Origin of the sequence: Devosia rhodophyticola, from assembly GCF_028816475.1 — a bacterium.
In the GTDB taxonomy this organism is placed as follows: Bacteria; Pseudomonadota; Alphaproteobacteria; order Rhizobiales; family Devosiaceae; genus Devosia; species Devosia rhodophyticola.
Genome location: NZ_CP118247.1, coordinates 2,864,483 through 2,888,193, shown reverse-complemented (window position 1 = coordinate 2,888,193; position 23,711 = coordinate 2,864,483). Strand labels below are relative to the sequence as shown.

The following is a 23,711-nucleotide window of genomic DNA, read 5'->3' as shown; positions in this document are numbered from 1 at the left end:
GCTGCCAAACTTTCTTGCTACCGGATCATGTTCAGGGCAGCCTGCAGCATGTCATTGGCGGTGGTCACGATCTTGGTGCCCGCCGAGTAAGCCTGCTGTGTAACGATGAGTTTGGTAAACTCATCCGAGATATCTGTATTGGACGCCTCGAGCGAACTGCCGATAATGCCGCTACCGCTCAAATCAAGGATGGCTTCACCAGATTCAGATGTCGTGGCAAACACCCCGCCATCCATGCGCTTGAGCGAATTGATGCCATTGAACTGGGCCGTTACCACCTGCGCCATGTCAACGCGCTGGTTGTTGGAATAGGTCGCAACGACCCGTCCGCTGTCGTCAATGGCCACCGAAACAAACTCACCCGCCGCGTAGCCATTCTGATTGAGCGTCGAAACGGTAGCAGTGCCGTTGACGTCGGCAAACTGAGATATGCCATTGGTATCATGGTGCAATTCAACATTACCCACATTGACACCGTTGACCGTGAGATTATTCAGCGTCACCGAGTCGATGCCCGGCGGCAGAAGCGAACCGTCGGCGCCAAAGGTGTAATCCTTGCCAACATTGGTCCACATCGCCTGGCTGCCCGCGGCGCCGCTATTGCTCATGTAATAGAGGTTCCAGGTTTCCGCCCCACCAGCAGCGGTACTGTCTACCTTTGCCCAGCGCATTTGCACATTGGCTGGCGAGCCATTGGCGGCGTAAATCGTAATGGCGCCACCGGCAACCGAACTGTCTTCGAATTTCGAGGCCTGGTCCGCCGTCACAGAGCTGACGCGGGTTGAGGCGGGAAGCGGCGCAACAGGCGTCGAAGCGGCAGGAAGCGCCAGACCAGTGGTATCGGCCGAAACCGTCAGCGTTGCCGTCTTGTTGTCCCCAAGGGTAACCGCGACCTGGCCACCGCTCAGCCCGAACGTTGCCGTAGATGCATCCGGTCCGGCATTCGCCCTGAACGCTGATTGCATCTCGCTCAGGGCAACATTGATCTTTTTGCCGGCCCCGATGTCGATCCCTTGGTTGGTCCCCGTATAGGGGCCGCCCGCACTATCATAAAAATCGAAGACGACCGGCGTACCGCCCGCATCAAGCGTGATGGAGGTACCTGCGGCCATTAGACTGGCGGCAGTCGTAGCCGTAGTTGCGGCAGCCCCGCTTGCCGTTGCCGGAGCGCCCGAGAAACTGCTCGTCTTCATCAGCTCGCTATTTGGGATCGCCGGATTATAGGCAGCGTTCTTTGGCAGTTGCGGCAGGTTGGCCTGATAGTTGATCCGCTCGGTCTGCTGGGCCGGCAGGAAGGCGTTAGAGAGTTTGATGACCTCTGGAACCGAACCCGAAACGTTACCAGTCTTGGTGTCGATCGGCAGCCCCTTGAGATAATAGCCGGCCCCGTTGACCAGCAGACCATCCTTGTCGATCTGAAAATCACCGCGCCGGGTATAAAAGTTGGTTCCGGCAAATACCGGATTGCCATCCGACTGGCCCACGGAAGGCTCGACCACGAAAAAGCCGTTATTGTTCAACGCAATAAATGTCTCGGTGGAAACCGTCTGAATGTCACCCTGAACATCGTTGGTGCTGCGCGATTTCGCCAATACAGCGCCGGGAACCTGCTGCGCCAAGGGCGCATCGGGGATAAGATCGACAAAGTCGGTTTCAAGCCGCTTGTAGGCGGTGGTTTGCGAATTGGCGATATTGCCAGAAATATTCTCCAATGCGTGTGACTGCGCCCGAAGACCGGTCACCGCGCTGGAAAGAGCCCCATAGATACCCATTTAAAACTCCATATGCCTTATCGCGCCCCCGCGACGCACTCTTGTGCCGAACGATGCAAGCACAGTGCCAACTGCTCCACGCCTTGAATCCATTGAAGAAAATCTACAAATGAGGACTAGCGGTGCCCAATACCCGGCAAGAGAGTCCGTCCCACCGGCAGATTTTGCCGCCCGCTTGTGTGGGTGCGCCAACTGTTCTAAACGCAACAGCACGTGCCGTGGGGCTGGGTGTGAGACGCTATGCTGTTCAAAAATGCCGATGAATTTCTCAATGCGCGGTCTCGCGCGGTCACCGTTTTCGGCATGGCAGGCGTTGGCAAAACTCGCCTGAGTGCCATGCTGCGCACCAGCCGCTGGTTCCATTATTCGGTCGATTATCGCATCGGCACCCGGCATATGGGCGAGTTCATCGTCGACAATTTCAAGGCCGAGGCCATGAAGGTGCCGTTTCTGGCGCAATTACTGCGCTCGGATTCGATCTATATTTCTTCAAACATCACATTCGCCAATCTCGACCCCCTGTCGACCTATCTGGGCACGCCCGGCAATCCGGCCGAGGGCGGCCTACCTTTGGCTGAATATCAGCGGCGTCAGGAACAGCACCGCATAGCCGAGATTTTTGCGCTACAAGACGTGCCGCGCTTCATCGAGCGCGCCAAAACCCTATATGGCTATGATGAATTCATCGCCGACACCGGCGGATCGCTGATCGAGGTGGTCGATCCCAATGACCCGGACGACCCGGTGATCCAGACCTTGGCCAATTCAACCGCACTGCTCTACATTCGTGGCACCGAAAAGGACGCCACCCAACTGATCGAACGGTTCAGGCAGAACCCCAAGCCCATGTACTACACGCCTGAATTTCTGGTGCGCAAATGGACCGAATACAAACATCTGAATAGTATCACTGACGATTATGCAGTTGACCCTGCCGGTTTTGCCGCCTGGGGTTTTGAAGCATTGTTGCATGATCGTCTGCCGCGCTATCAGGCGCTGGCCGACAAGTTCGGATACGCCGTGGAAGCCTCGGACCTTGCAATGGTCCGCAATGGCAGGGAGTTCAAGGACCTGATGGCGAGTGCAATAGCGGCCCGAATGCGATAGCCGCAAGGCCAGCCTGCGCTGCATCGCTACCATTTGCCCTTAGGGATATCATCATGCCCATACGCATTCCCGACGATCTACCTGCCCGCAAGACGCTTGAAAAAGAGGGCGTCAATGTCATGGATTCCTCGCGCGCCGCGCGTCAGGACATCCGCCCGCTCCAGATTGGCCTGCTAAACCTGATGCCCAACAAGGAGCGCACCGAAACTCAATTCGCGCGCCTGATTGCCTCCACGCCCCTGCAGATCGAATTGTCTTTGGTGCGCGTCTCCGACCACCAGTCCAAAAACACGTCCGAAGACTATTTGAAGAGCTTCTACCAGACATGGGAAGAGGTGCGGTCGCGCAAGTTCGATGGATTTATTGTGACCGGCGCCCCGATCGCACACATCCCGTTCGATCAGGTCAAATACTGGTCCGAAATGATCGATATCATGAACTGGACCCAGACCCATGTGAACCACACCATGTTCATCTGCTGGGGCGCTCAGGCGGCCTTGCACCATTTTCATGGCGTTAATCGCTATCGCATGCCCAAAAAGGCCTTTGGCGTTTTTCGCCATCATCTCGTCGGCGGTCCCTCGCCCTTCCTGCGCGGCTTCTCCGATAGCCCGATGATTCCAGTGTCGCGCTTCAATGACATTGATCGCAAAAGTCTCGGCCCTGATCTCGAAGTCCTCATCGACAATGAGGACATTGGCATTTGCATGCTCGACGATCCAAAGCACCGGGCGGTGCATATGCTTAATCATCTTGAGTATGACAATCGTTCGCTCGCCGACGAATATCAGCGCGATATCAAGGCCGGACTTGAAACACCGCCGCCCGAAAACCTGTTCCCCGACGGCGACACCAACATCGAGCCGGAAAACCGCTGGCGCAGTCACGCCCATCTGCTGTTCCAGAACTGGATCAACGAAATCTACCAGACTACCCCGTTTGAGCTTGACGAAATCGGGCGATAGCCAAAATCCTGTAGTCTTGCGAGGGGCTTGCCGCCACCATCAGAATCAATCTGTCAGACGCACGCCCCTTGCATTAGTGCGCCGGTCCCCTACGTTTGAAAGAGGCACAGAGGGTTTAAAGCTTGGCACAAGCGCCAACCACCATCGTTGACGAGCTTGGCATTGCCTTGGCCAATCTGGCCGATGCCGCCACCGGCACTTTCACGCCGACCCTGCGTCTTGGCGTTACCGGGCTCAGCCGCGCCGGCAAAACCATTTTTATCACTGCCCTGATCCATAATCTGCTGACCGGCGGCCGCCTGCCTGGCTTTTCGCCCATGGCCGACGGACGGTTTATCGGTGCCCAACTGGCCGAATATCCCGACGCTACCATTCCCCGCTTTGCCTATGAGCAGCATCTGGCGGCGTTGACGGGCCAAACCCCAACCTGGCCCGAGAGTACACGCCGCATTTCCCAGTTGCGGCTCGTGCTCAAATATCAGTCGGCTAACTGGCTCGCCGGATGGCGCGGTCCGGCAACGCTCAATCTTGATATCGTCGATTACCCGGGCGAGTGGCTGCTCGATCTGCCGTTATTGAGCCTGAGTTTTGCCGAATGGAGCCGCGAGGCGCTGGAGCGTGCCAACCGCACTGCGTCCAGCCGCGAAGCCACACCCTTTCTGGAAATACTGGCTTCAATTGATCCGCAGAAGCCGGGCACTGACACTGATGCCGAAAAGCTGGCCGCAAGTTTCACCCGCTATTTGCGACAGAGCCGGGAAGACAATGCCATGTCAACGCTACCGCCGGGCCGTTTCTTGCTGCCCGGCGATCTCGAGGGATCGCCGGCCTTGACCTTTGCCCCGCTTCCCCCTGCCACCCAGCCGGTTCGTTCGACGAGCCTATATGCCATGCTCGAGGGCCGGTATGAGGCCTACAAGGCCCAGGTCGTGCGCCCCTTCTTCAAGGATCATTTCGCCCGTCTGGACCGTCAGGTCGTCCTGGTTGACACCTTGCGCGCGCTCAATTCAGGACCCGCCGCAGTTGCCGACCTCGAAACGGCGTTGACCGCCGTCCTGTCCTGCTTCCGGCAAGGCGACAGCAATTCGCTGACCCGGCTGGTATCGCGCCGCATCGACCGCATCCTTTTTGCAGCCACCAAGGCCGATCATGTGCACCATACTAGTCACGACCGACTTGAAGCCATCCTCAACCGCCTTGTCGCCAATGCCAGTCGCCGCGCCCGCTTTGCCGGGGCCGAAACCCGCTCCCTTGCTCTGGCAGGTATCCGCGCCACCCGCGAAGGCAGCCTCCTCGAGGCCGGCGAGGTTCTGCCCACAATAGTCGGCACACCGATGCCGGGCGAGGTCCTCGACGGCACCAGCTATGACGGCAACACCGAAATTGCCTTGTTTCCCGGCGACTTACCCGAGCACCCGGACTCATTGTTTGAAGATAGCACTCCTGTTTCATTGAATTTCCTGCGCTTCGTGCCGCCGCAAAAACTCGACCGCAATGCGGGTGGCGATATGGTGTTGCCTCATATCCGCTTTGACCGAGCCCTGGATTTTCTCATCGGGGACAAATTGGCATGAAACGTCCCGTTGCCCGCCCAACCGCGACTGATGACACGCAGAGCCGAACCACCAGAGCGCCGCGCGCCTTCCTGCCCGATGACGTGAGCATCGACCAAACCAGTTTCGACCCGCCACCGGACGACGGTGCGACAACCCCCGCCATCAAATCAATGGGTTGGCTGGGGCGCCTCGCCTGGACGACCGGCACCATCTTGGTGTCATTGGGCTTGAGCCTGATGGTAGATCGACTGATCCGCGACCTTTTCGCGCGCTATGAATGGCTGGGCTGGGCTGGCGTGGTCGCGCTGGCGCTTTTTGTTACGGCGGTGTTCTTCCTGATCCTGCGCGAAATTCTCGCCCTGCGCCGCCTCAGGGTATTGGATGGCTTGCGACGAACCGCTGTGTTGGCGCTGGCAAACAACAATCAGCATCAGGCCCACCAGGTGCTATCCCGTCTCGAAGGCATCTACGCGCACCGCGCCGATCTCGCCGCAGCCCACAAGAGTGTCGATGACCACGCCAAACATTTGTTTGACGGCAGCGAGCTGATTGATCTGGCCGAACGCGGCCTGATGACACCACTTGACCGTAAGGCCCGGGCACTGACCGCCGCCTCGGCGCGGCGCGTTGCCCTTGTAACGGCGGTATCACCGCGCGCATTGGTCGATATTGCCTTCGTGATTTATGAGAGCATTCGTCTGGCAGGTGCCATCGCTGCCCTCTATGGCGCCAAGCCCGGATTCTTTGGCTTTTGGCGGCTAACGGGGGCCATACTGGCCCATCTGGCCGTTACGGGTGGCCTGGTGCTGACCGATGGCATCGTTGAACAATTGGTAGGACAAGGTCTGGCGGCCAAACTGTCTGCTCGGCTTGGCGAGGGGGTCGTCAATGGTCTGATGACCGTCCGCGTCGGCATCGCAGCCATCCGCGTTGTCCGCCCCTTGCCCTTCAATGCCCTGTCCCAACCGGTAGTCCGGGATTTTCTACCCGAACTCACTAATCTCAATCCGGAAAAAGCCGACCCGGCCGGTTAGGCCTTGGCGGAGAGCATCGCCGACATCGGCTGCCAATACATTTGCGCCCACCCCCTTCCAGCATTTCCTTGGCCCCATCGGGATATCCCGACTGAGAAAATGCCAGATTTGTACCCTGACCGTCCTGTTGCAGCACGAAGCTGATGATCGAATAGACCCCTTCCGGCCAGGCGTTTGAACGCCATGCCTGCACGACGCGCTTGCCTGGAACCAATTCGACATTGCGGCCGCGTATGTCGCCGCCAAACATTGAGAATGCCCCGCCTTCCTTGGCATCGATCTCAGCACCGCTGCCGCCGGTCATCTCGGAAAATTTGGCAGAAGTGGTCAAAATGCCATAGACGGCATCAGGCCGGCCGGGAATTTTGACGTCTTGGTGGATGCTCATTTGGATCTCCTGTTTGACTTGCCGGGAATGGCAGGTTATTACTCAACCAATCGGTTGAATTAAGAATGGTATGCCATTTGGACTGCCTATTGTCAACCGAATGGTTGAATTATGGAGAATGACCTTGAACGCCGCCGCCCTGCCCCTTGCCGATGACAGGTTAGACATCATCTTTCAGGCCTTGGCCAACCGCACGCGCCGCGCCCTCGTTGCCCGTCTGGCGCAGGGGGCGGCCAAGGTTACTGACCTTGCCGCGCCGTTTGAAATGTCGCTGGCAGCCATCTCAAAGCACCTTCTGGTGCTCGAAAACGCTGGCATGGTTGATCGCTCTGTGCAGGGGCGCGTGCATATTTGCGCGCTCAATACCGGCGCGCTCGCCAGTGCCGATCAATGGCTTGATACCTACAAGGCCTTCTGGGACGACAAGCTCGAAAACTTCGCCCAATTTGTTGAAACCGAAAACGCCCAGCCGCCGGAGAAAACATGACGCCCACTGCCTTATCCATGACACGCGTCATCCGCGCCCCACGCGAAAGCGTTTTTAAAGCCTGGACCGATCCCGAGATTTTGGTCAAATGGTGGGGCCCCGGTCCCGTCACCTGTCCAGAGGCCGAAATTGACCTGCGACCTGGTGGCGCCTACCGCATTGCCAACAGGCAACCCGATGGCTCGATCACCTGGATTTCGGGGGTATTTCAAAGCATCACGCCGCCCGAACAACTTGTTTACACCTGGAGCGTCAGTATGGTGCCGGGCGATCCAACGCTGGTAACCTTGGACTTCCGGCCCCATCCCGAGGGGACCGAACTGGTCCTCAACCATTCCCGCTTTGCTGATACCGCAATCCGCGACATGCATCTGGAGGGTTGGGGCGGCTGCATCGACAAGCTCGAGGCATTGCTCGCCGCATAACGACCCACTTGCCACCCGTTGGGCGGCAAGCCCTCAGCTTTGCGCCGCGCTGGGCGCCAGAGTGACCTTGAGACCGTCCAGCGCATCGCTCAGCAATATCTGGCACGAAAGCCGCGAGTTCGGTTTTTTGTCCAGCGTTGAATAAAGCAGGTCTTCCTCGTCATCGCTGGGGTCAGCCAGTTTGTCCAGCCACTGCTGATCAACATAAACATGACACGTCGCGCATGCGGCGGCGCCGCCACACTCCGCCTTGATATTAAGGCCCCAGTCGCGGATGACTTCCATCACCCGCCAACCGTCTAGCCCTTCAAGCTCGTGCTCGGCACCCGCCTGATCGGTAACATGGATTTTCATCGCCGGTCCTCCACCGCTAGGCGACGCCAAGCTTCTTTTGCAGCTTGGTCGAAGAGGTGGTGTATTGGAAAATCACGCGCTCATCAGGCGAAACGATCTTCTTGGCGCGCTGCGCCATTAGTGCGGCTTCGTGGAACCCCGAAAGGATCAGCTTGAGCTTGCCGGGATAGGTATTGATATCGCCAATGGCAAAAATGCCGGGGATCGAGGTTTCAAACTTTTCAGTATCGACCGAAATCAGATTGTCATTGAGCTCCAGCCCCCAGTCAGCGACCGGCCCCAGCTTCATTGTCAGTCCGAAAAACGGCAGCAAACGCGTCGCAGGAACAGACAGATCACCCGCGTCGGTAGTCAGATGCACATGGTTGAGCTGGCCATTCTCGCCGTCCAGCTTGGCAATCTGGCCAGTGAGGAAATTAATTTTGCCCTCGCCCACCAACTCCTGCATCTTGTTGACCGAAGCAGGCGCTGCCTTGAACACGGCCCGACGGTGTACCAGCGTCAGCGAGCGCGCAATTGGCTGGAGGTTCAAGGTCCAGTCCAGCGCCGAATCACCACCGCCGACGATTACTACGTCCTGACCACGGAAATCGTCCATCTTGCGGACCGAATAGAAAACTGATTTGTTTTCAAACGCTTCAATGTCTGCTACCGGTGGCCGCTTGGGTTGGAACGAACCGCCGCCCGCAGCAATCACCACCACCTTGGCCAAAAATACCTCATTGGCATCGGTGACCAGACGGAACGAGCCGTCTTCCTGCTTTTCAATCGAATCGACCATGCGATTGAAATGGAATTCCGGCGCAAACGGGGAGATTTGCGTCATCAGGTTTTCGGTGAGTTCCTGCCCGGTAACGACCGGAAAACCGGGAATGTCGTAGATCGGCTTTTCTGGATAAAGCTCGGCGCACTGCCCGCCAGGACGATCAAGAATGTCGATGAACTGGCATTTGAGATCCAGCAGTCCCAATTCAAAGGCTGCAAACAGCCCGCAGGGGCCAGCGCCGATTACAACAACATCGGTGACGATTTCAGTTCCGTTCATCAGGTCTCAAGTCCAATTGGAGGGTTAAAAGCCCTCGTTTCGTCGGGGTCACCCCCACGTCTGCGGGAATGCGTAAGTTGCCGCGATCAGCTGGCCCGGCGCAAGTAGGGGCGCGTGCCTACAGGCACTTCGCTGGTCCCCACCGGTTGATAGAAAATGTTGACCTCTGGCAAACGATTTTCGATCAGAGCTTCGCGTGTTGGCTTGTGGGTTATCACAAACGCGTTGATACCGCAGCGTCGCATTAGCGGAATCTGGTCCTGCAATATGTCACCCACCGCGCGCAATTCGTTAGCATACTGGTAACGTTCAGTCAGCAACCGCGCAGTTGAATAACCCCGGCCATCGGTAAAGGCCGGAAACTTGATGGCAATCGAGACAAATCGGCCAAGATCGGCTTCGGCGTCCTCAACCCGATCTCCCGGCGACACCAAAAGGCCGAGCGGATGCGGATTGGCCAGAAACGCCTCGCGGTTCTCCAGAAAAACCGGCAGCGGCACATGAGCATATCGCGCCTCACCCGCAACCATGGTTTCGTCCCAGACGCGGAAGGGATCGGCAACGAAAGTACCGTCCTTGAACAAGCTGTACTTGTCTGCCGCATTCATCGGCGAGGCGATGGCGCCGCTGAAGTCATAATGAATGCCGCACTCCTTTTTGTTCAGACCCCGCCAGCGCCCAGCGCGCGGATCTTCACCTTCAGCAACCACAGACGTGCAGGGCGCGCACCCTATCGACTTGTAGCCATGCGAATAAAGCGGGTGTTCCGGCAGGTCGTGCTCGGCCTTGTAGGCGGCAACATCGGCGTCATTAAAATAGGCCAGTGGATTTATCTTGATGCGATCATCGCTGGTCAATTCAAAATGCGGCAAAACGCCCCGTTCCTTGGTCTGGAACCGCTTGCGCCCGGTGACCCAGCCACCGAACTGTTCGGTAATCGGCTCGAGCGGTTCGGTCTTGCGAATATGGCAGCAGCTGTCAGGGTCGGTTTCCCAAAGATCGCCATCGGGATCAAATCGGGCCAGATCGTGGGGAGCGGGATGAATGGCAGTAACATTGATCAGGCCGAGCTGCTTTTTGAGCTGTTCGACATAGGCCAGGGTCTCGGGAAAATGTTTGCCGGTTTCCAGAAAATAGATCGGCAGGCTTGGATCAACCTGCGCCGCAATATGCAGCAGCACCACAGAATCCGCGCCAAACGAGGAAACAATCGCCACATCGCCGGGCAGGATTTCGGCAACCGCCTGGCGCATCACGCCAACGGCGTCCATTTCGTCAAACATGCCGTTGAGAGCGACAATGCCAAGCGAACGCAGCTTGTCCGGCTGCCGGTCGGAATGAAGGGTGCTAGCCATTGCCATAAAGCGCCTCCTTGAACGGTGCTTCGCCCAATCGGCGATAGGCGGCGATGAAATTTTCTTGAGCGTTTTCACGCCTGGCCAGATAGGTCTCCACCAGCGTTTCAATCGCCCCCGGCACACCATCGGCGTCAAAGCCGGGTCCAAGGATCTTGCCGACGGACGCATTCTCGGTCGCATCTCCCCCGAGGGTAATTTGATAAAGTTCCTCGCCCTTTTTCTCGACGCCTAAAACCCCGATATGGCCAACATGATGATGACCGCAGGCATTGATGCAGCCGGAGATCTTGATCTTGAGATCGCCAATGTCTTTCTGCCGTTCGGGAGCGGCAAATTTTTGAGAGATCGCCTGAGCAATCGGGATTGAGCGCGCCGTCGCCAGCGAGCAAAAATCCATGCCGGGGCAGCAGATGATGTCGGTGATCAGTCCGGCATTGCCTTCAGCCAGCTTCACCGCGACCAGCCCATCGTAAACGGCGCGCAAATCCCTGATTGCCACATGCGGCAGCACCAGATTTTGTTCGTGGGTAACCCGCAATTCGTCGAACGAATACCGTTCAGCCAGGTCCGCAACCGCCTCCATCTGCTCAGCAGTCGCATCGCCGGGTGAGCCACCAACCGGCTTTAGCGAAATGGTCAGCGAGGTATAGCCGGGCTGAACGTGGCGATTAAGATTGTGCCGCAGCCAGCGCGCATAGACGGGATCGAGGATGTCCTCCCGCGCAATGTCGACAGGCGTATCCGGCAGCGCTGAAAACGCAGGCGGCGCGAAATAGGCGCTGATCCGGTCCAGTTCTTCTTGCGGCAAGGTCAGTTGGCCGCCGCGCATTTCTGCAAATTCGGCTTCAACCTGCCCCTTGATGGTTTCCAGACCCTCCTCATGCACCAGGATCTTGATCCGCGCCTTGAACTTGTTGTCCCGGCGACCATAGCGATTGTAGACGCGAACGATCGACTCCAGATAGGCCAACAAATGCTCGTGAGGCACGAAGGAATTGATCAACTTGGCCACCATCGGCGTCCGGCCCAGCCCGCCGCCAACCCAAACCTCCCAGCCAATATCGCCGTCACCGTTGGTTGTCGCTTGCAGGCCAATGTCGTGAAAGCGAATGGCGGCACGATCATGCGGCGCCCCGTTAAGCGCAATCTTGAATTTGCGCGGCAAATAGGAAAATTCGGGATGCAGGCTCGACCACTGACGAATGATTTCGCCAACCGGACGCGGGTCGATGATTTCGTCGTGGGCAGCGCCGGCAAACTGGTCCGTCGTTACATTGCGAATGCAGTTGCCCGACGTCTGGATGGCATGCATTTCAACCGAGGCCAACTCGGACAGAATAACCGGCACATCCTTGAGACGCGGCCAGTTGAACTGAATGTTCTGCCGGGTGGTGAAATGGCCATAGCCCCGGTCATGAGTACGCGCGACATGGGCAAGCTTGCGCATCTGCTGAGACCGCAGCGTCCCATAAGGCACCGCAATACGCAGCATATAGGCGTGCAATTGCAAATAGAGCCCGTTCATCAGCCGAAGCGGGCGAAACTGCTCCTCGCTGATTTCACCCTTGAGCCGCCGTTCAACCTGATTGGCAAACTGACCGGTACGCGCCCGAACAAATGCGGCGTCAAACTCGTCATATCGATACATGACCGTCCTCATTCAAATGCTGACGGTCGAAAACCGCGCCGTTCAGGATATTGCGGGTGGTCGGCCCCTTGGCTCGGATCCGCTCGCGCATCCGCAATGGGATCAGAAGGCCGTCGACATCGCTGACTGCCACAACCTCCACACTCACAATTCGCGTTGTAGCGTTGCTATCGGCAATGGCTTTGTCGCGGGACACGCCATCATCCTTGCCAAAGCGCCAGGCGGCCTGCATGTCCTGCACCCATCGTCCCGTTGGATCGAGATAAACCACGCCACCCGAGGTCAACTCGTTCCCTGCAAGAATTTCCATTATGCCACCTTGATGTGTTCAGCCGCAACATCGGCAGCGTCGGCCCAATCGCCCGCAGCCACCGCTTCGCCTACCAGAATGATCGCCGGCCCCGCCGAAAACGGCACTGCACCACCGGCCAGTTGGCCTAGCGTGCCGCGATAAAATGTGCGATCGGGCCGGCCTGCATTGACCACAATGCCCACTGGCAACTGTGCCGATGCGCCCTGCCCGATCAACCGGCTGGCAACCGTGTCCGCAATCGATTTACCCATATAAAGAGCCAGCGTGATCCCGGCCGCTGCCAGCGCGGCCCAATGATTGAGATCCGCATCCTCAGCGCCATGCGCGGTCGCCATAACAAACCCGCTTGAAACCTTGCGCAGGGTCACCGGCGTCGCTGTATCGGCAGCCGCAGCCAGCGCTGCGCTGACACCGGGAACGATGGAATAGGCGACCCCGGCCTGCCGAAGTGCCGCGATTTCCTCGCCAGCCCGCCCAAACACCATGGGGTCACCGGACTTTAGTCGCGCCACCCGCTTGCCTTGCCCGGCCAACCGAACGAGCAGCGTATTGATCTGCGCCTGTGAAAATGAATGGTGGCCCTTGGCCTTACCGACCGAAATCTGCTCGGCATCGCGCCGCCCCATCTGCACAACGGCACCCGGCACCAACTGATCATGCACAATGACGTCGGCTTCCTGCAGCAGGCGCTGCGCGCGTAACGTCAATAGATCCTCGGAGCCCGGCCCCGCCCCGATGAGCGCCACCGATCCGACCCGCTCTTTTTCAAGATGCCGACTCAACAGGGCTTCGGCTGCGATATTGCCGTTGTCGGTGGAAATCGCCAGATCAATCTCGGCCGACTGCACTAGGTCTTCATAGTAGCGCCGCCGCGCCCCACCGTCCCCGATCAGTGCCTCCACCCGCTGCCGCATCCGGCCTGCCAGCGCTGCAATCGCCCCCAGACGCGGCGACATCATTGCTTCGATCCGTGCGCGCACCAGACGCGCCAGCACCGGCGCATCACCTTCAGTCGAGATGGCAACGGTCAGCGGCGCTCGATCAATGATTGAGGGGGTATAGAAATCGCATTCGCCCGGCACGTCGACCACATTGAGGGCAATCCGGCGCGCCCGTGCCGCGCATTTGGCCGCCGACCCGTCCGGCCCGTGGTCGGCAACAAAAACCAGCGCAGCCCCATCCAGATCGCTCTCGCGAAACGGGCGTTCGATCAAAGTGACATCCAGTCCCGAAAAATCGGCTGTGATCTGGGTAGAGACAATCACGGTCTGCGCGCTGGTCTTGGTTACCAGCCGCGCCTTGTTCAGCGCTTCCTCGCCACCACCAACGATGACAATGCGCTGTCCTTGAACCTTGAAGCTCAACGGAAATGTGTTGAGTTGACTCATTTTGGCCTCTCTTGTGGAGACCAAAAATAGGCCTGAAACCCCTGCTTTCACAAGGCTTTGCGCAGCAATCGCTTTTATATTTCCCGCCGCGTCTTCCCCTTAGAACAGCTCGCGACGCATGGGGGAAATGCCGCCAAAATAATCTGCTGCATGGTCAGCAGGAGAAAATTCTGCGCAGCCCCAATTTGACGACAAAGGCGAAAATCAGCCCTGACGACCCGGCACATGCACCACCAGACCGTCAAGTTCATCCTTGACCTTGATCTGGCAGCTGAGGCGACTGGACGGTTTTACTTCAAAGGCAAAATCGAGCATGTCCTCTTCCATAGCCGAGGGACCACCCACGGTTTCTTCCCATTCCTTGTCGACATAGACATGGCAGGTCGCGCAGGTGCAGGCGCCGCCACATTCGGCAACGATCCCCGGCACCGCGTTCATGATCGCCGTCTCCATGACGGTGGCTCCAGCCTCCGCATCGGTCTCATGGCGCGTGCCGTCGGCTTCGATAAAGGTAATTTTGGTCATGGGGCCAGTTCTTGGGTGAGAATATTTTGGGGATATAGCCGCAGCGCCGAAACGCTGCAAGTTCTAGAGGCTTTGTAGCCGTTCAAGATGATGGTAGCCGATGCCGAAATAGGCCTTGGTCGCCTCTATTCGGTTAAGGATCGCGGTGCGTTCCGAAGCCGCAATGTGGGTTTTCTGAGCAACGATCAGAACATTCTTGGGCGTGTGCGCGTCTGAGATAAACTCAAAAACCTTGGTCTTGTACCCGGCCGCTTCAAGGATCAGCGAGCGCAATCCGTCGGTGACCATCTCCGCCTGACGCTCCATGAATACGCCATGCGACAACAGAAAATCGAGGTCATTGCGAGCCTTCCCCGCCTCGATCTGGCGGCGAATCTGCTTGTGGCAGCAAGGCGCCACGGCAATCAACTCGGCCCCCGCCACAATGCCCTTGTGAATGGCGTCGTCGGTGGCTGTATCGCAGGCATGCAAGGCAATGACCACCGAGGCATCGCTGCTATCGAACTGCTCAATGGCACCCTGCTCGAACCGCAGTTTGGCAAAACCGGCATCGCCTGCAATGCCGTTGCAAAGCGTCACCAGCTCATCGCGGAACTCGACGCCGACGATTTCGACATCTGCCTTGGCGGTGTTGGTCAGATAGTCAAAAAGCGCAAAGGTCAGATAACCCTTGCCCGATCCCATATCGACAATTTTATGCAACCGATCGGCCGGAATTGCTTGAATCAAAGGCGCAAAAATCTCAACCATCTTATTGATTTGACGATATTTATCCTGCGCCGCCTTCAGGACATTACCTTGCGCGTCCGTGATCTTGAGTGCGTGCAGATAGCTCTTGCCCTCTGGTGCAATCAGCCGGTTCTTGGCCCGGTCATGGCTGGCTGAGGGGACCGGGCGGCTCGCCTTGTGGCGTTTGGTGCGCACTTTGTCGCCCTGGCGTTCAAAGCTAAGATCGAACTCTGTTGTCTCAAGGAGTGCCGTGCGAAACGCATCGCCAAGATCGGCCCTGAGCAGACCAATGGCCTCGGGCAGAATATGGTTCTTGATGATGTCACGGGTCTTGTAACGATAGGTAAAACTGAGCTTGTCCAGGCGCTTGACCACGATCTTCTTGATCTCAACCGACTTCAGCGCCTCTTCCGGCCCGTGATAGCCCATGAGCTTGAGACGCACCAAATTGCCCTCATTGAACGCTGTTTTCACATCGTTCAGAAAGGCCTCGATCTGTGGGGCGGCGGTCAATGCCGTTCCTTGGTCGCCATGAAGCGCAGTTTGGGGAAATCCTGCTTGGCACGGTCCGCCCACCAGGCATTTTGCGCCAGAAACACGGGCGAACCCGTACGATCCTCGGCGATGTTGTTTTTCTGCGCCGCAATGAAGCGCTTCAACTCCTCAGGATCATCGCTTTCGACCCAGCGAGCCACCTCATAATTCATGCTCTCAAAATCTATCGGCACACCATATTCCTTGGCGATGCGCGATCCGAGCACTTCCAGCTGCAGCGGGCCAACGACACCCACGATCCAGTCCGATCCCATGATCCGCCGGAAAACCTGGGCAACGCCTTCTTCGGCCAGATCATTGAGCGCCTTGGCCATCTGCTTGGTCTTCATCGCGTCCATCAGCCGGACGCGGCGGATGATTTCGGGCGCGAAATTGGGAATGCCGGTCACATTGATCGTCGCCCCCTCGGTCAGCGTATCACCAACGCTAAGCGTGCCGTGGTTAGGAATGCCCACAATATCTCCGGCCACAGCTTCCTCAGCCAGTTCGCGATCATTGCCGAAAAAGAACATCGGATTGGAAACCGCCATGTCTTTGCCCGACCGTACATTCTTGAGCCGCATGCCACGGGTAAAGGTGCCCGAGCACAGCCGCACAAAGGCAATGCGGTCACGATGATTGGCGTCCATATTGGCCTGGACCTTGAAGACAAAGCCCGACACCTTCTTATCCGCCGGCTGGATCGGCAATGGAATGGCCGGTTGCGGGCGCGGTTCAGGCCCCCACTCGCCCAGCGTGCGCAACAATTCAGCCACCCCAATGCCCTTGAGCGCCGAACCAAACAATACCGGGCTCAAATGGCCGGCATGGAAGGTAGCCAAATCAAATGGTGGTAGCGCCGAACGCGCCAGCTCAAGCGATTCAAGCGCGGTCATGAAGACCGGGTCATCCACCAGCGCATCATTATCGAGCAGATCCTCAATCTCCTCATATTCGGCAATCGGTTTGCCTGCCGGATTGAGAACGCGTTTTTCGAGCAAGTCGATATAGCCGTGGAAATCAACGCCCTGCCCGATGGGCCATAGTATCGGCGTCAGATCGAGCGCCAGCTTGCCCGCAATTTCATCCATCAGATCAAGCGGGCCCAGCCCCTCGCGGTCCACCTTGTTGATAAAGGTAATGATAGGAATGTCGCGCAGCCGGCAAACCTCGAACAATTTGAGCGTCTGCGCTTCAATGCCCTTGGCCGCGTCGATCACCATGATTGCCGCATCAACGGCCGTCAGCGTGCGATAGGTGTCTTCGGAAAAATCTGAGTGGCCGGGAGTGTCGAGCAGATTGAGCGTTAGCCCGTTCAACTCAAAAGTCATCACAGACGAGGTGATGGAAATGCCGCGCTTTTGCTCGATTTCCATCCAGTCAGAACGCGTCGACCGCGCCCCGGCCTTGCCCCGCACTGCTCCCGCGGCCTGAATAGCTCCGGCAGCCGCCAGCAAACGTTCGGTTAGCGTCGTCTTGCCCGCATCGGGATGCGAGATGATGGCAAAGGTGCGCCGTGTCTGGAATGGCGCTACCGCCACACGGTCTTGCTCTGGAGACAGATCAGTCATGCTCATGGAAAATCGAAACGCCTTGCCGCTTGCCAGCCACTTTATATAGGGCACGCTGACAACTTTACATCAATGGGCTGAAAATGCCGTTGGCCGCTCTATAGGCCCAAGCCCGCGCAGGCGTCAAACTTGCGGACACATTCTGGCATCAACAATTGCCGACCGCCCCACGCTACTGGCAGGCGCAATTCATCATGCGCGATCATTGGCTATTCGTCGTCGAGGCCAACCTGTTGGGTGATATAGGCGCGCACTTCTTCAACGGCCATGCCGATATCCGCGATGGCCTCAGATTCTACGTTCCGACCGGCCTGCATCTCCTGCTCGCCTTGGCGGGCAAGCGTTGCAATTGCCACCGCTCCAACGCCGGCTGCGGCCCCCTTGAGCGTATGCAGAACTTTAGCTATTTCCTCGGGGTCTTCGGCCTGACGTAACCGGTCCATATAGGTCTGGATCGTCAGATCGAACATACGCAAAATCTCGATCTCGAGATTTGCGTCGCCTAGGCACTGCTTGGCCAGATGCACACGATCAATCGGCCCACCGCGCTCTTCGTCAAGCGCCGGAACCAAAACCTCAACTGCTGCCGAACCATGTTTCATGGGGCCAAAAACCTTGTTGCCGGGCATGCTCGCCTCCATCGAGGCAATATCTGCACCAACAACCTTATTTTGCCGGGATGAACAGGTGATTAAGTCACAAGTTCGCCTTTGTTTGCGGTTTGACTCTTCGAGTTCCTCACTAAAAAATTAACCTTTGGGTAAGAAATTGTTCGGTTTGGATCAAATTGAATGTATTAATGAGGGCTAACCAGCGCGCGGCGGCGTGGGTTGATGGGGCATTGGGGTATTTTGCATCCAATTGTACTCATTTGGCAGGCATCCTGGAAACAGGGCGCGTGTCATACAACTCGCGCATGCCGCATTGTCGCAACAAAGCCGACGCGAGAGTTGTATAGAGTATGGCTAAGAACCCGACCCAATCCGCAAATGATCCCGCAGCGCTGGCTTTTTCAGCCGTAGAGGATGCCCTCAAGGACTCAGTGTTCACTGCCCCGGCAGACGCTGAACCCAAGAGCGATAGTTCCCGATCCGAACGCTCCCGCGCCGCTGACAAGATCGCCGCGCAGGCAGGATCGGTCGCCAACGACGACCGCTTTCCCGCATCGCGGCTTATGCAGAACCTTCACGGCACTTCGTCGGCGAGGCCAACCTGGGTTGCCTTCGGCATTTCGGTGGCATGGGTCGTAGTAACCGGCGTCGCTGGCTATTTGCGTTTTGGTGCCATTGACGTTTCAAGCTTCATAGGCACGTTGGATTTCATCGGCTTTTTGGCCATCATGTTCCTGCCGGTCCTCGGATTTTTCAGCCTTGCTACCCTGTTCCGGCGCGCGCAGGACTTGCGCAATGCCGCCTCCTCAATCACCCAGGCGGCCATTCGGCTCGCCGAACCCGAAGTCGCTGCTGCCGACAAGGTCGCCTCGGTCGGTCAGGCCGTCCGCCGTGAAGTCAACGCGCTGGGCGACGGGCTGGAACGCGCCCTTTCGCGTGCCGGCGAGCTCGAAGTGATGATTCACAACGAGGTTACGGCGCTCGAACGGACTTACTCCGACAACGAGTCGCGCATGCGCTCGCTGATTTCGGAACTGGCCAGCCAGCGCGAAAGCGTATTGACCAATACCGACCGCGTCCGCGAAGCCATCACCGAGAGCCACACTGGCCTGGTGTTTGATCTGGACATGATCTCCCAGCGCATTGCTGGCTCCATCGTGGATAGCGGCGGCAATCTGACCAAAGCGCTCGAAACCGCAGGCAATACCTTGAGCACCGCTTTCGGTGATCGCAGCGAGAACTTCATCGCGTTGGTTGATAATCGCACCGGCGAATTCCTTGGTGCGCTCGACAATAGCGCTGCCCGCCTGTCGAGCAGCTTTGAAGATCACACCGGCGCAATTGCCCGCGATTTCGAAACGCGCAAGAACGAAATTGCCTCGACCATAGACAGTCGCATGTCGGCCCTGACAGAAGCGCTCGACAGCCGCGCCGCAACCATATCGGGCACGCTCGAAGATCGCACCAACGCACTGTCGGGTATGCTCGAAGATCGATCCGGCGCTTTGTCGGGCGCGCTTGAGCAGCGTACCAATGCGCTTACTAGCGCTTTTGAAGAGCGCACCAGCGAGATTTCGCATCTGCTCACCAATGGCGGCACGTCGTTGCTCGATCAATTGCGCGAGCGCGGTCACGAGGTTACGGGCGCTCTCGACATGATCGGCGCCCAGATCAACAACGATCTCTCCAGCCGCTCGCGCGAAGCCGAAACCATGCTGAACGCCCTGACGCATCAGCTTGACGAGAGCGTTGCGATCCAACTCAACGCCATGGACAGTCGCCTGCAGTCAGCTCTGATCGAAATCAGTGGTGCGCTCGATGACACCTCCGAACGCGCTCACGGCACCATCGTGGCCGCTGGCTCTGAATCACTGTCGCTGTTTGATGGCCGCCTCAACGAAATTTCCGACATTCTTGATTCACGCCTGCACAGCCTTGATGGCGTATTGGGTGACAAGGGTGACCGTCTGGTCGAGGCTTTGAGCCGCCACAGCTCAAACTTTGCCGCCCGAGCCAATGTGCTCGAAATGGCACTTGATGAGCAGTCTGGCCGTTTTAGCGAGGCCGTTGCCCAGCGCACCGAGGAAATGAATGCGGCGCTCGGCGAACGGACCCAGCTGATCACCGAAACCATCGGCAGTCGCACCCGAGAAATAGTCGATAGCCTTTCCGGGCATACGGATATCATCGCCGAGGCACTGGATGGCCGCACGCAGCAGCTTGATGGCATGCTTGGTGGGCGGACCAAGGAGATCAGTTCTTCCTTCCAAAACCATGCCAGCGAACTGGAAGAAACACTCGACAGCCGCAGCCGCGATCTCAACGAAGCCATTCGCATTCGCTCCCAGGAACTGGGACAAACTCTTGTTGGCGGCACGCAGGCCTTTGATCAGGCCATTGCCGGTCGCACGCAGCGCCTGGCCGATACCCTCGCCTCTCGCACGACCGAACTGAGCACCCAGATCGACGAGCGTAGCGACAATCTTGCGGCAACGCTGGATGACCGCACGACCAATCTCGCCAGCCAGCTTGATGATCGCACCGGCAAACTTGCCGAGCAGCTGGACGAACGCACCACGCGTTTGACTGATCAGATCGACGAGCGGACCCAGAGCTTCACCGACCGCGTCGACCAGCGCACTCACTATATGACTGCCAAGCTTGACGAGCGCGCCGAGCGCATGGCAGCCCAGATCGATGATCGGGCTCAAAATCTGGCGATCCAGATTGACGACCGTTCCCAGGGCCTCACCGGCGCTCTGGACAGCCATTCCGATGCCTTCGCGCAAACCGTTGCCGAGCGCACAGCGCAACTGTCTGGTGCGATCAACACCAGCGGAACCGAATTGTCCGAGGCGCTAGACACCCGCACCCAGCAGTTGGCTGGCGTCGTAGGGACGCGGACCACACAGCTGTCCGAAGCCCTAAATACCCGTACCCAGCAAATGTCCGAAATGCTGGGCGAACGCACTAGCGAGATTTCCGAGTCCATCGGCCAGCGCACGGCGGAACTGGCAACGACCATAGAAAATCAGGGCAATACCGCCCGCGACAAGATCGAGACATCGCTGCGCGGCGTTACCGACACCATGGCCGAGCGCGTCGACACCATGTCCCAGCTCATCGGCTCCAAGGTCACCGAGTTCAACGACACGCTGGGTCATGGCATTGATGACGCCATTGTGCGCATCGTTGACGCCGAAAACGGCCTGACAGGCAGGATTGATGCCGCGTCCACCACTGTCAGCGAAAGCACCCGTCAGGCTGCCGACCTCATCGAAACCGGCGTCAACTCGGCGCGCCAGGCCATTACCGACATGGTCGATCAACGCCTGGGCACCCTGCCTGAGGCCATCACCGCCCGCGCCGACATTACCGCAGATCGCCTGACGGCACTCAACGCGACAATCAACACGGCGATCACTCAGTCGATGACCGATCTGGAATCCGGTGCTGACCGCATCGAGGAAACCATCGCCACCCGCCTGGTTACCGCCACCAGTACAATCACCGCTGATGTGACTGAAACCGCAAACCGCATGGATGTCGCGGTGCGCGGCGCTCTTGAACAGATCCAGCTTGCTGCCACCAATATTGACGATCTGGTTTCGGTAAAGGCTGTCAACACGGCTCAGGGCATTGCCCGTCGCATGTCCGAGATCAATTCAGCCGTCGACGAGCAGACCAGCGCCTTCGCATCACTGGTCAGCGAAAAATCCGACCAGTTGCAGGTTGCCCTACTCAGCCATGGCAATGTCCTCCGCGAAGCACTTGGCGAAAATGCCAGGGAAGCCGAAGCGATCATGGCTGTTTCTACCTCGCGCATTCTTGACGACGTCAACAATGCCCTGAGCAAACTCAACGACAGCAACACCTTGTTGCAGCGGGTGCTCGAAGCATCGACCACCAACCTTTCCCAGCTCGAATCCAGCGTTGCCCAGCAGACGGCCAACTATTCGAGTACCGTCCGTCAGGCCGTCGGCCAGACCGAGGAAGCGGGTCAGATGGTCAGCCAGCATGTTGGCGCCCTGCAGGCTACCATCCAGTCCATGGTCGGCGAATTCTCCGGCATCCTTGGCAAGCTCGACGCCGAGAGCAACAGCATTGGCGAGGCCGCCAATGCACTGACCACGACCGGCAGCTTTGCACTGGAAAACCTCGAGGAACGTCGCGGTGCCATGGACCTCCTGGCAACGAGCTTTGCCTCACGTGCCGACGATATCGAAGGCCGGATGCGCATGTTCGCCCAATCCATCGCCGATACAGTCAACGAAACCGAGCGCCGCATGATCGACGCCCGCCGCGCTATGGATGAAACGTTGACCGCCACCTCGCTCACGATGACCGAGGCCCTGACCACAACCACCGAAACCGTCAATGTTTCGCTGACCACGACAACCGAGCGTGTTCGGGAATCGCTGTCAACAACGGCAGATCGCGTCAACGACACGCTCAACAGCACGACGGACAAGGTCAACGACGCGCTTTATGTTACGACCGAAAAGGTCAACAACGCGCTCACCTCTACCAGTTCGCAGGTCGATAACGCCCTGTTACGGGCCAGCGATTCTGCTTCCTCCGCTATGCACCAGACCAGCAATGTTGTGGCCAACGCCTTGGCCGAGAACACCTTGCAGGTCAACGAGGCCCTTACCGCCAATGGCGAGCGGGTCAACGAGACACTCACCGCCACGAGCGAGCGCTTCAGCGAAGTGCTGTCGCACACAACCGACGGTGTGTCCAAGGTACTCGACACAAGCAAGGGCGCTCTGGCCGGCACCATCGAGGAAAGCACCGATCTGGTCCAAAAGGCCGTTGCCGATCACACTGGCTCGCTTCGCAAGGCGCTGGAACAGACCAGCAGCGATGTCACCTCACGCATGGGCGGCTTCCGCGAAAGTGCCGATGCAGAAGGGCGCCGCGCCAATGATGCCCTTCGTGTCGCCCAGGAGACCATGCTGGCCGAAATGCAGAAGGCCATCGACGACGCCACTGCCCGCTTTAACGAAACGGCAGGGGCAATGCGCCAGACCGCGCGCGAAGTGGGCACCGAACTCGAAGCCACTCGCTCCGAACTGGCCCGTGGCGTTTCCGAGCTGCCTGAGGAAACGCGGGCCAGTGCAGCCGCCATGCGGCGCGTTGTGGCCGAGCAGATCGAAGCGCTGTCTGAACTCAACGCCATCGTACGCTCGCAGCCAGCGACCAGCGACATCAATGATCGTCGCACCCCCGCTCGTCCGGCTGCACCGATTGCGCCACCGGAACCAGCGCCACGTCCAGAACCCGTTCGTGCCGAGGTCCGCCGCACCAGCGAACCACGCCCCGCGACCCCGGCTCCAGAACCAACGCGTCGCGAGCCCGTTGAACCCTCTCGCGCCGCTCTAAAAAATCAGGACGGCGACACCGCGACCACCGAAGCCCCTGCTCAGCAGGAAGGCGGCGGTTGGCTGCGTGATGTATTGCGCAACGCCACGGCCAAACAGGCCGGCGCCCAGCAGGCAAGCCTATCGGGCCTGACTGAGGAAATCGCCCGCGCCATCGACGATGCGGCCCTTTCAGAAGCCTGGGCTCGCTATCAGGCCGGCGAATCCAACGTGTTCTCGCGCCGGATTTATACGCTGTCTGGTCAGGGCACCTACGACGAAGTGCGCAAGAAAATGCAGCGCGACCCTGAATTCGCCCGCACCGCCCAGGCCTACATGGGCGAATTCGAGCAGTTGTTGAAACGCGCTGTTGCCGGCCCGAATGGGGCAACCGAAACCCGTGCCCACCTGCTTTCGGATCGCGGCAAGGTCTACACCACCCTGGCCCACGCAAGTGGGCGCCTCAGCTGATTGATCCTGATGAATAAATAAGCGGCCCCATGGAAAGCCATGGGGCCGCTTTTGTTTGCCTGCAATG

The 23,711-nt window shown here is 58.4% G+C and carries 19 protein-coding genes; 7 read left to right on the top strand and 12 right to left on the bottom strand.

Annotated elements, in window-relative coordinates; genetic code table 11:
- Nucleotides 1–17: 17 nt before the first annotated feature.
- Nucleotides 18–1,772 carry a flagellar hook protein FlgE gene (locus PSQ90_RS14125; RefSeq protein ID WP_282210927.1) on the bottom strand — a complete coding sequence of 585 codons (1,755 nt, stop codon included), beginning with the start codon at nt 1,770–1,772 and terminating at the stop codon, nt 18–20.
- A 240-nt stretch (nt 1,773–2,012) separates the two neighbouring features.
- Here PSQ90_RS14125 and PSQ90_RS14120 point away from each other — a divergent pair, with 240 nt between their 5' ends.
- The 4 genes from PSQ90_RS14120 to PSQ90_RS14105 all read left to right on the top strand — a co-directional run bounded on the left by PSQ90_RS14120 (nt 2,013) and on the right by PSQ90_RS14105 (nt 6,434).
- On the top strand, nt 2,013–2,879 hold the full coding sequence (locus tag PSQ90_RS14120) for an ATPase (RefSeq protein ID WP_282210926.1): 867 nt from the start codon (nt 2,013–2,015) through the stop codon (nt 2,877–2,879).
- A gap of 53 nt (nt 2,880–2,932) precedes the next feature.
- On the top strand, nt 2,933–3,844 hold the full coding sequence (locus PSQ90_RS14115; protein ID WP_282210925.1) for a homoserine O-succinyltransferase: 912 nt from the start codon (nt 2,933–2,935) through the stop codon (nt 3,842–3,844).
- Between the two features lie 122 nt (nt 3,845–3,966).
- Nucleotides 3,967–5,418 carry a YcjX family GTP-binding protein gene (locus PSQ90_RS14110; RefSeq protein ID WP_282210924.1) on the top strand — a complete coding sequence of 484 codons (1,452 nt, stop codon included), beginning with the start codon at nt 3,967–3,969 and terminating at the stop codon, nt 5,416–5,418.
- Complete coding sequence (locus PSQ90_RS14105) at nt 5,415–6,434, top strand: YcjF family protein (RefSeq protein WP_282210923.1); 1,020 nt, start codon at nt 5,415–5,417, stop codon at nt 6,432–6,434. Before PSQ90_RS14110 ends, PSQ90_RS14105 begins: the two co-directional genes overlap by 4 nt.
- On the opposite strand, the gene PSQ90_RS14100 is transcribed toward PSQ90_RS14105, so the two are convergent.
- Nucleotides 6,403–6,822, bottom strand: coding sequence for an SRPBCC domain-containing protein (locus PSQ90_RS14100; RefSeq protein ID WP_282210922.1), 420 nt, complete (start codon nt 6,820–6,822; stop codon nt 6,403–6,405). The genes PSQ90_RS14105 and PSQ90_RS14100 overlap by 32 nt on opposite strands.
- A gap of 124 nt (nt 6,823–6,946) precedes the next feature.
- On the opposite strand from PSQ90_RS14100, the gene PSQ90_RS14095 reads away from it, so the two are divergent.
- Together PSQ90_RS14095 and PSQ90_RS14090 are read left to right on the top strand one after the other, a co-directional pair.
- Entirely contained in the window at nt 6,947–7,309 is a 363-nt protein-coding gene (locus PSQ90_RS14095) for an ArsR/SmtB family transcription factor (protein WP_282210921.1), read from the top strand.
- Complete coding sequence (locus tag PSQ90_RS14090) at nt 7,306–7,734, top strand: SRPBCC family protein (RefSeq protein ID WP_282210920.1); 429 nt, start codon at nt 7,306–7,308, stop codon at nt 7,732–7,734. The genes PSQ90_RS14095 and PSQ90_RS14090 overlap by 4 nt, the downstream gene beginning before the upstream one ends.
- A gap of 33 nt (nt 7,735–7,767) precedes the next feature.
- On the opposite strand, the gene PSQ90_RS14085 is transcribed toward PSQ90_RS14090, so the two are convergent.
- The 10 genes from PSQ90_RS14085 to PSQ90_RS14040 form a co-directional block, all read right to left on the bottom strand.
- A complete protein-coding gene (locus PSQ90_RS14085; RefSeq protein ID WP_282210919.1) occupies nt 7,768–8,088 on the bottom strand; it encodes a 2Fe-2S iron-sulfur cluster-binding protein in 321 nt (106 codons plus the stop codon).
- A 16-nt stretch (nt 8,089–8,104) separates the two neighbouring features.
- Nucleotides 8,105–9,133 carry an NAD(P)/FAD-dependent oxidoreductase gene (locus tag PSQ90_RS14080; RefSeq protein ID WP_282210918.1) on the bottom strand — a complete coding sequence of 343 codons (1,029 nt, stop codon included), beginning with the start codon at nt 9,131–9,133 and terminating at the stop codon, nt 8,105–8,107.
- 86 nt (nt 9,134–9,219) lie between these two features.
- Nucleotides 9,220–10,494 carry a phosphoadenylyl-sulfate reductase gene (locus PSQ90_RS14075; RefSeq protein ID WP_282210917.1) on the bottom strand — a complete coding sequence of 425 codons (1,275 nt, stop codon included), beginning with the start codon at nt 10,492–10,494 and terminating at the stop codon, nt 9,220–9,222.
- Nucleotides 10,481–12,139, bottom strand: a complete 1,659-nt coding sequence (locus tag PSQ90_RS14070; protein WP_282210916.1) for a nitrite/sulfite reductase — start codon at nt 12,137–12,139, stop codon at nt 10,481–10,483. Before PSQ90_RS14070 ends, PSQ90_RS14075 begins: the two co-directional genes overlap by 14 nt.
- Nucleotides 12,126–12,449 (bottom strand): DUF2849 domain-containing protein, encoded by a 324-nt coding sequence (locus PSQ90_RS14065; protein WP_282210915.1) that lies wholly within the window; start codon nt 12,447–12,449, stop codon nt 12,126–12,128. Before PSQ90_RS14065 ends, PSQ90_RS14070 begins: the two co-directional genes overlap by 14 nt.
- A complete protein-coding gene (cysG, locus tag PSQ90_RS14060) occupies nt 12,449–13,840 on the bottom strand; it encodes a siroheme synthase CysG (RefSeq protein ID WP_282210914.1) in 1,392 nt (463 codons plus the stop codon). The genes PSQ90_RS14065 and cysG overlap by 1 nt, the downstream gene beginning before the upstream one ends.
- Before the next feature lie 204 nt (nt 13,841–14,044).
- Nucleotides 14,045–14,365: a 2Fe-2S iron-sulfur cluster-binding protein gene (locus PSQ90_RS14055; protein ID WP_282210913.1), complete on the bottom strand. Its 321-nt coding sequence runs from the start codon at nt 14,363–14,365 to the stop codon at nt 14,045–14,047.
- Between the two features lie 63 nt (nt 14,366–14,428).
- Nucleotides 14,429–15,607 carry a class I SAM-dependent methyltransferase gene (locus PSQ90_RS14050; protein WP_282210912.1) on the bottom strand — a complete coding sequence of 393 codons (1,179 nt, stop codon included), beginning with the start codon at nt 15,605–15,607 and terminating at the stop codon, nt 14,429–14,431.
- Nucleotides 15,604–17,205 (bottom strand): peptide chain release factor 3, encoded by a 1,602-nt coding sequence (locus PSQ90_RS14045; RefSeq protein ID WP_282210911.1) that lies wholly within the window; start codon nt 17,203–17,205, stop codon nt 15,604–15,606. Before PSQ90_RS14045 ends, PSQ90_RS14050 begins: the two co-directional genes overlap by 4 nt.
- Before the next feature lie 203 nt (nt 17,206–17,408).
- The gene (locus tag PSQ90_RS14040) at nt 17,409–17,828 is read right to left on the bottom strand and encodes an Hpt domain-containing protein (protein WP_282210910.1); all 420 of its coding nucleotides are present in this window, start codon (nt 17,826–17,828) and stop codon (nt 17,409–17,411) included.
- Between the two features lie 332 nt (nt 17,829–18,160).
- Here PSQ90_RS14040 and PSQ90_RS14035 point away from each other — a divergent pair, with 332 nt between their 5' ends.
- Nucleotides 18,161–23,644, top strand: a complete 5,484-nt coding sequence (locus PSQ90_RS14035) for an apolipoprotein A-IV repeat region-like domain-containing protein (RefSeq protein WP_282210909.1) — start codon at nt 18,161–18,163, stop codon at nt 23,642–23,644.
- Nucleotides 23,645–23,711 lie beyond the last annotated feature (67 nt).